The sequence below is a fragment of the Sinomonas sp. G460-2 genome (genome assembly GCF_047759905.1).
Lineage (GTDB): Bacteria > Actinomycetota > Actinomycetes > Actinomycetales > Micrococcaceae > Sinomonas.
In genome coordinates, this window is the sequence record NZ_JBKZWT010000199.1 from 1 (window position 1) to 6682 (window position 6682).

The window sequence follows — 6682 nt, forward strand, 5'->3', positions numbered from 1 at the left end:
CTGCGGCGTGCCCGGGGTCGCCAAGGCGTCCGAACCGCCGACTTTCTGAATGGGCGCGGCGGCCACAAGGGTCGGCGAAAGACTCGCGGAGGCGCTCGCGCGGGCGGCCTCGACGACCGCGCCGAAAGCATGGAGCGGCGCGTTGATGCTCGCCTGGAGGGCGCTCACCCCGCAAAAAGTCAGCAGGGCGGTACCTCCGATGACAGCGGGGAACTGCCATAACCGTTTGATCACTGGTCAGCCTAGGGGGATGCAGCCGAAAGAGTGCCGGCCAAAAAACCGACACGGGAGAACCTTACTGAGCGGTCGGGGGGCCTGTCTATTCCTGTATCCGAGAGGCTGGTATCGATGCCGCGCGCGCGACACCGCACTCGCGCGTTTACCACCCGAATGGACACGTCAAAGGCCTGCTATTCTATGCGGGGAGTCCGCTCGAACTATCGTCAGGAGCGCGGCATGGACATGGACGAACTGCGCGAGCAGGCGGCCGCCGCTTTCCGTGCCCTCGACGTTCCCAACGAGCTCACCCTCGACTCGTTGCGCCAACTCCTCGAAGAAGATCGCGGCAAGGAAATCGTGGTGCGGTCGGTCAGCCACCTCGGCCGCGACCAGATCTCCGGCCTCTGGTTCTCGCTCCCCTCGACGGACCTCATCCTGCACGCGGAGACCGCCTCGGCCCTGCACCGCGAGCAGATCATCCTGCACGAGTTCGCCCATATGGCCCTCAATCACGAGCGGCTCATGGGCAGCGAGGATCACCTCGCGTCCCTCCTTCCGGACCTCAATCCGGCCATGGTGTCGCGCTGCCTCGCGCGGTGCAAGCGCCAGTCCGAACCGGAGATCGTGGCCGAGTCGCTCGCCGATCTCTTCGCCGGGGCCTTGGCCCGCACGCGGCGCGCCGGCCGCGTCGAGCCCGGAAACTTCAGGGGCGTGTTCGGATGACACCGGTCCTCGCCTCGCTCATCGCGCTGTGGCTCCTCGTGCTGTCCCGCCTGGGTCCGTGCCTGCGTCACCGCGGCGACCTCATGTTCTTCGTGGCCCTCCCCGCGGCCATCGCGACGACGATCAACTATCCATCCGTCGCCCCCACCTTCGACGCGGCGCTCGGCGGTCCCGGATCCTCGACGCTCGTGGCCGGCGCCCTGAGCATGCTGGCCTTGGGTCTCTTCCGCTCCGCCATCGTCAAGGCCGTGGTTGCCCCCCAGGACCAGGAACCCGTGCTGCGGCGCGGCCTCCTGCAGACGACGGCGGCCATCACCGCCTATTGCGTGGCCTTCGGCTGCGCGGCGCTCGTCGGGGCCGTCTCCATCTCGCCGAGCCCCGAGCAATCACCGATCGATCCGGGTGCGCAGAGCGACGCGGGCGTCTTCGTGTTCATGGCGACGCTGTGCCTGTACATGATCGTCGTCTCGATCGAGATCGCCGCCGTGTGCGTGCGGTACCTCCCGCAGATGGCCTCGGGCCTTTTCCGGGCGGGCTTCGGCTCGGTCGCGGTGGGTTGCGGGCTGGCGGTCGTGGGCCTCACCGCCAAGATCCTGCGCCAGGTCGTGGTGCTCACGTTCGTCGGTCTCGACTACGAGCCGCTCCTGCAGAACGCTTTCGAGACGCTCACCGGAATCGCCGGCCTGTTCCTCGCCTTCGGCCTCATGCTCCCCGCCATGTCGGGGCGAGTCGCCGCGTGGCAGGTCTCCGAGCGGTACCACTTGCTGCGCCTGCACCGCCTCTGGAGCCGCACGGCCAACGCAAGCGTCGTCATAGACTCGGTGTCCGTGCCTCTCAAGGGAGTGCTCAGCAAAGACCCCAGGGCACGGCTGCATCGCACTCTGGTAGAAATCCTGGACAGCAACCTCGCCGCCGGCGGGACGCTGCTGAACGCCTCAGAATCCAAGCTTGTCGAGAAGTCGGAGGGAACCCTCTATGCCTGATGTTGAACCCCGGAGACCCGAGGAGATTCTGGCCGAGCGCCTCAACACGCTCCTCGATGTCGTGGAGGCGGAGAGGGGTGACCGCTACACGTTCCCCGACATCAAGAAGGCCGTCGAGGACCGCGGTCTCCACATCTCGCGCCAGCGCTGGCACTACATGCGCGCGGGAACCGGCCCCATGACCCCAGACACGGACCTGCTCGGCGCCCTCGCAGACTTCTTCGGGGTTCCGGCAGGCTTCCTCACCGAGGCAGATGCGGAGACGCCGAACCGGGTTGCCGCGCAACTCGACCTCCTGCGCGCCATGCGCGAGGCCGAGGTCAAGAGCTTTGCGGCCCGCTCCCTCACGAGCGACCTCTCCCCCGAGACGCTCCTCGAGATCCGGAACATCATCGACGAGACGCTCACCAAGCAGCGGGAAGTCCACTGACCGCTCGGTGAGCGCCTCGTCGCGCTGGATCAGGCAGGGCCGGATCCAGCAGGGCCAGATCAGGCCTGCGGCGCGCCCTCGGCCGCCCCGCCGTTGATGTTGACGAGCCACGCGACGCCGAACTTGTCCACGAGCATGCCGAACGTGTCGCCCCACATGGCCTTCTCGAGCGGCATCGTGACGGTCGCGCCGTCCGTGAGCTTGTCCCAGTAGCCGCGAAGCTCCGCCTCGTCCTCGCCGCTCAGCGAGATCGAGAAGTTGGTCCCGGGCGTGTAGTCCATGCGGGACGGGGTGTCCGATGCCATGAGCGTGAGCCCGTTCGGGGTGTTGAGTTGCGAGTGCATGACGAGCGGACCCTCGGACGGGTCCTGCGCGGCGTGGAAATCGTCGAACGTCGAGACGTCGAGCTTGCCGCCGAGAACCGTCTGATAGAACGTCATAGCCTCGCGGGCGTTGTCCTTGAAGCTGATGTAGGGATTCAGGATCGTGGGCATGGCGCATCTCCTCATAGCCGGTTTGCCAAGGGTCGGTGAACCTCCGACTCTTGGAGCCTACGGTCGGGCACCGACAAAATTCCAGAGGCCGCAGCGCGCGGTTCGCGCGGACCCCGATCAGGCGCCGAGGAGCCGCTCGAGGTGCGCCACGACGGCCGCTCGCCGTGGTGACCGAGGCGGAAGGAGGCGGAGCGCCGTCTGCCAGGCTTCGGCGTCGTCCGCGGCCTCGGGAAGCTGCAGATAGCTCATGAGCACGTCGACGCCCGCGCTCCCCACGACCGCCTCCCGAAGCGTCGCGGAGAGCTCGTCGCGCAGCTCGGTGATGGCCGGCGCCTCGGAGCGCGGCAGGATCTGGCCGCCGTAGGAGTTGAGCGCGAGCCGATGCGAGCCGCGCTCAAGCTGGGCGAGCGCGTGCATCGAGTCGACCTCGAGCCCCTCGACCCGGTACGGCCGCGATGCGAGCACCACCCCGGCGCCGAACCCGTCGAGCACGCGGCGCAGCCGCACGAGCTCCGCGCGCAACGTCACGGCGGGCACGGGCTGATCGTAGAGACGGTCGGCCAGTTCCTCGGCGGAGAGGCCGCGCGGGTTCCCGGCGAGGAGCACGAGGATCTCGGAGTGACGCACCGAGAGGCTGAGTGTCCTGTCCCCGCAGCGCAGCACGCCCTGATCGCGGCCCGTCACCGAGAGCACGGCGGGAGAAACGCACGACGACGGGCGCCGCCTCGGGCGCGCGACCGCGGCGAGCGTGCGAAGCCGCTCCTCGGCGGCGGCCACCGCCGCCTGCACGAATGGCAGTGCGTAGCCCGCGACCGCCTGGTCGCCGCCCGTGAGGTCGACGACGCCGACCGGCTCGCCGGAGTACGGATCCCGGATGGGAACCGCGGTACACGAGAAGTCTTCGACGAGCGGGCTGAAGTGTTCGCGCCCGGCGATCTGGACGGCGCCACCCGTCGCGAGCGCGGTCCCCGGCGCGCTCGTGCCGATGCTGCTTTCGGACCAATCGGCGCCCTCGAGAAAAGCCATGCGCTCCGCCCGGCGGCGCACGCTCGCGTCGCCGTCGATCCACAGGAGCCGTCCGCCCGCGTCGCCCACCGCGACCACGGTTCCGGCCTCGGCCGCGGCCCTCACGAGCAGCTCGGAGATGAGGGGCATGACCGGCGCAAGGATGTGGGCCTCGCGATAGCTCCGCAGTTCGTCCTCGGCGAGGACGCTGGAGACAGCCGCATCTTCGCGGCGCGGGTGGGCCCGGAAAGAGCGCCTCCACGAATCCTCGACAACCCTCCGCGGGGCCTCGTGCTCAGCGCGCGCCAGCTGCTCCGTCCGCACGTCCACCCACTCCCTTATGTGTGCCGTGCCTCACAGTGTACGCGCGCCGTCCGGACGAGGCCCCGCCGAACGTTGCACCGACGTTGCGTCAGAGGGGTTCCGTCAGATGGGCTGCGTCAGGTCCACCACGAGCCCCATTGCCGCGCTCTCGCGGACCGACGCGATGACGTGCTTGACCGCGTCGAGGGACTGCAGCCCCTGCGCGATCGCCACGACAATGCCCTCGGCCGAGCGGAGCTGGACTCGGTAGAGCCGCGCTTCGTCCTTGAGAACTTCAAATCTTGCTGCCACGGCACGCCCCTTTGCCAGACCGAGAGTTGCGAGCCCCGGACTTGGCGGCTCATTTGTGACCGTATCGTGCCGCGCGAAGGGGCGACAGCCCTACCAACGAGTTCTTTGCATTTGGGAGACAAATTTTCGTGTTGTGACACGGGATTTAACATGCACTTAACGCGCGGTCCGCCCACGAACCCCTCACAGCGTGAGCTGCATTACACCGCTGACGCGCGGAAACGGCTCCGTCCTGCAGACCTTACGGGCCCCTCATCGCACAGAAACCGGTCGGTAACAACGGCCTAGAAGACTGGATGAGGTCGGAACACCACTGACGCGTAAGGAGCACCTGATGACCAGCGAGACCCACCGCCGCATCCGGAAGCTCAGCGAACTCCGCCGCGGGGACCTCATCGAAGCCCGCAGCGGAGTCACTGTCCTCCGGGGGACCGTCTACGATACAGCGCCAGGCATCGGCCTCGTCTGGATCCGAGACGAGGACACCCACTACCGCCGCGCCATCCAGGAGGAAGACTTCTCCCTCTGGCAGGTCCAGGCGGACGTCACGTTCAGGGGGCGCGATCTCGTCGCCTGACTAGCCGCCTGACCGAGCCGCCTGACCTACATGCCCGACCTAACCGCCCGACCTAACCGCCCGACCTAGCCGCCCGCGACGGACTGAATCACCAGGATCTCCTGTCCGTCGGCAAGCACCGTATCCAGCCCATCTCCACGCCGCACATCCTCACCGTCCACGTACACGTTCACATAGCGCCTGAGCCGGCCCGTCTCGTCACGAAGCCTTCGAGCAAGAATCGGATACGGGCCGGCCATGCTGTCCAGGGCCGCGCGCACGGAGCCGACGTCCGCAAGGGCGAGCTCCGTGCGCCCGCCGGCGACGTCCGCAAGAATCTGTGGCAAGACCACGGTCACGCTGTGCGCCATAGCTCAGCCCCCAGTCATCTGATCTGCCGTCGTCTGTTCCGCTTCTGGGAACGCGCCGTTGAGCACCACGGCCCGGACGCACAGGATGTCCGGGAGGCGCGAGGCCACCTCGACGAACGATTCGCCCTCGTCGGGGCTCGCGTACACCGATCCGCCGCGCGTGCCGAAGTACACGCCCGCGGGATCGCCGGCGTCGACGCACGCAGCATCACGCAGCACTACGTTGTAGTCGCGGGCCGGGAGGCCGTCGTCGAAACGCCGCCACGTCTCGCCGGCGTCGTCCGTGCGATGGACCGCGAGGTGCCCCTCCGGCGCGATGCGCTCATAGTCGGAGACGAGCGGGACGACCCACGCCGTCCCGCTGCGACGAGGATGAGTCAGCATCACAAAGCCGAAGTCCGCCGGCAGTCCGTCCGCAATCGAAACCCACTGCTCGCCCTGATCGTCGCTCCGGAATACGCCGCGATGGTTCTGGGCGTACAGGCGGCCCTCCGAGTCGGCCGCGATCTTGTGGACGCATTGGCCCACCTCGGGCTCGGGATCCGGGAGGAAGTACGCCGAGATGCCCTTGCTCGAGCGCTGCCAGCTCTCGCCGCGGTCGCGCGTCCGGTAGACCCCGCCCGTACTCATCGCGATGTGCACGAGCTGCTCGTCGCGCGGATCCGGCACAATCGAGTGGGCCGCGGCGCCCCCGAAGCCCGCACCCCAGTCGCTCTTGTCCGGGTGCTCCCAGAGGGCGCGGTTGAGCGTGAACGTCTCGCCTCCATCCGTGGACTTCCAGACCGAGATCGGCTGGACCCCGGCCCACACCACGCCGGGGCGACTTTCGGCGTCCGGCAAGATCTGCCAAATACGTTCGACGGCGGCGCCGTCGCCTTCCGCGAAAGCGATCGAGGCCCGGTCCGGCTCGACCCAGGTCGCACCGAGATCGTCGGAATGCACGACGGTTGGCCCAAAGTGCTCCGACCGCACTCCGACGAGGAGCCGGTTGCGCCCGCCGCGCGTGTCGATGCCGATCGCAGGGATCTCCTGCATGAGGAAATGTGGCTCCGAGAGCTGCCATGTACGGCGATCGTGGCTGAGCGCCAGCCAGAGGCCCTTCTTCGTGCCAATGGCCAAGAGATAAGCAGGGGTGTCCATCTGCCTATCCGAGCACGTCATCCGCCAGCAGGACAAGGGTTTGCCCCGGCGGGAGCCCACTCCCGAATTCTTGACCCGGAGTGCTGGTCAAACGGGCTGGGCTTGTCTAGGCTAAACGACTAGAGACCGAGAGAGCGGCTCGCAAG

9 protein-coding genes are annotated in these 6682 nt (G+C 67.9%); 4 read left to right on the top strand and 5 right to left on the bottom strand.

What is annotated here, in order from left to right; all coding sequences use genetic code 11:
* The first annotated feature begins 456 nt into the window (after positions 1 to 456).
* From ACLN58_RS15625 to ACLN58_RS15635, 3 genes are read left to right on the top strand one after another with little or no spacing between them, the layout of a single operon-like run.
* Entirely contained in the window at positions 457 to 942 is a 486-nt protein-coding gene (locus ACLN58_RS15625; RefSeq protein ID WP_415856178.1) for a hypothetical protein, read from the top strand.
* Entirely contained in the window at positions 939 to 1925 is a 987-nt protein-coding gene (locus ACLN58_RS15630) for a hypothetical protein (protein ID WP_415856179.1), read from the top strand. Before ACLN58_RS15625 ends, ACLN58_RS15630 begins: the two co-directional genes overlap by 4 nt.
* A complete protein-coding gene (locus ACLN58_RS15635; protein ID WP_415856180.1) occupies positions 1918 to 2355 on the top strand; it encodes a hypothetical protein in 438 nt (145 codons plus the stop codon). Before ACLN58_RS15630 ends, ACLN58_RS15635 begins: the two co-directional genes overlap by 8 nt.
* Positions 2356 to 2414: 59 nt before the next feature.
* Here the strand turns inward: ACLN58_RS15635 and ACLN58_RS15640 are convergent, their stop codons facing one another.
* The 3 genes from ACLN58_RS15640 to ACLN58_RS15650 form a co-directional block, all read right to left on the bottom strand.
* A complete protein-coding gene (locus tag ACLN58_RS15640; protein ID WP_415856181.1) occupies positions 2415 to 2849 on the bottom strand; it encodes a VOC family protein in 435 nt (144 codons plus the stop codon).
* A 117-nt stretch (positions 2850 to 2966) separates the two neighbouring features.
* Complete coding sequence (locus tag ACLN58_RS15645; RefSeq protein ID WP_415856182.1) at positions 2967 to 4184, bottom strand: transcriptional regulator; 1218 nt, start codon at positions 4182 to 4184, stop codon at positions 2967 to 2969.
* Between the two features lie 96 nt (positions 4185 to 4280).
* Positions 4281 to 4469 carry a YegP family protein gene (locus tag ACLN58_RS15650; protein WP_415856183.1) on the bottom strand — a complete coding sequence of 63 codons (189 nt, stop codon included), beginning with the start codon at positions 4467 to 4469 and terminating at the stop codon, positions 4281 to 4283.
* A gap of 334 nt (positions 4470 to 4803) precedes the next feature.
* Here ACLN58_RS15650 and ACLN58_RS15655 point away from each other — a divergent pair, with 334 nt between their 5' ends.
* A complete protein-coding gene (locus ACLN58_RS15655) occupies positions 4804 to 5046 on the top strand; it encodes a hypothetical protein (protein ID WP_415856184.1) in 243 nt (80 codons plus the stop codon).
* Between the two features lie 65 nt (positions 5047 to 5111).
* Here the strand turns inward: ACLN58_RS15655 and ACLN58_RS15660 are convergent, their stop codons facing one another.
* Together ACLN58_RS15660 and ACLN58_RS15665 are read right to left on the bottom strand one after the other, a co-directional pair.
* A complete protein-coding gene (locus ACLN58_RS15660) occupies positions 5112 to 5378 on the bottom strand; it encodes a MoaD/ThiS family protein (protein WP_415856186.1) in 267 nt (88 codons plus the stop codon).
* A gap of 21 nt (positions 5379 to 5399) precedes the next feature.
* On the bottom strand, positions 5400 to 6536 hold the full coding sequence (locus ACLN58_RS15665; RefSeq protein ID WP_415856185.1) for a WD40/YVTN/BNR-like repeat-containing protein: 1137 nt from the start codon (positions 6534 to 6536) through the stop codon (positions 5400 to 5402).
* Positions 6537 to 6682 lie beyond the last annotated feature (146 nt).

Excerpts from the sequence above, each read along its gene's own strand:
- ACLN58_RS15625 (WP_415856178.1), top strand. The coding sequence starts at position 457 with ATGGACATGGACGAACTGCGCGAGCAGGCGGCCGCCGCTTTCCGTGCC.
- ACLN58_RS15630 (WP_415856179.1), top strand. The coding sequence starts at position 939 with ATGACACCGGTCCTCGCCTCGCTCATCGCGCTGTGGCTCCTCGTGCTG.
- ACLN58_RS15635 (WP_415856180.1), top strand. The coding sequence starts at position 1,918 with ATGCCTGATGTTGAACCCCGGAGACCCGAGGAGATTCTGGCCGAGCGC.
- ACLN58_RS15640 (WP_415856181.1), bottom strand. The coding sequence starts at position 2,849 with ATGCCCACGATCCTGAATCCCTACATCAGCTTCAAGGACAACGCCCGC.
- ACLN58_RS15655 (WP_415856184.1), top strand. The coding sequence starts at position 4,804 with ATGACCAGCGAGACCCACCGCCGCATCCGGAAGCTCAGCGAACTCCGC.
- ACLN58_RS15665 (WP_415856185.1), bottom strand. The coding sequence starts at position 6,536 with ATGGACACCCCTGCTTATCTCTTGGCCATTGGCACGAAGAAGGGCCTC.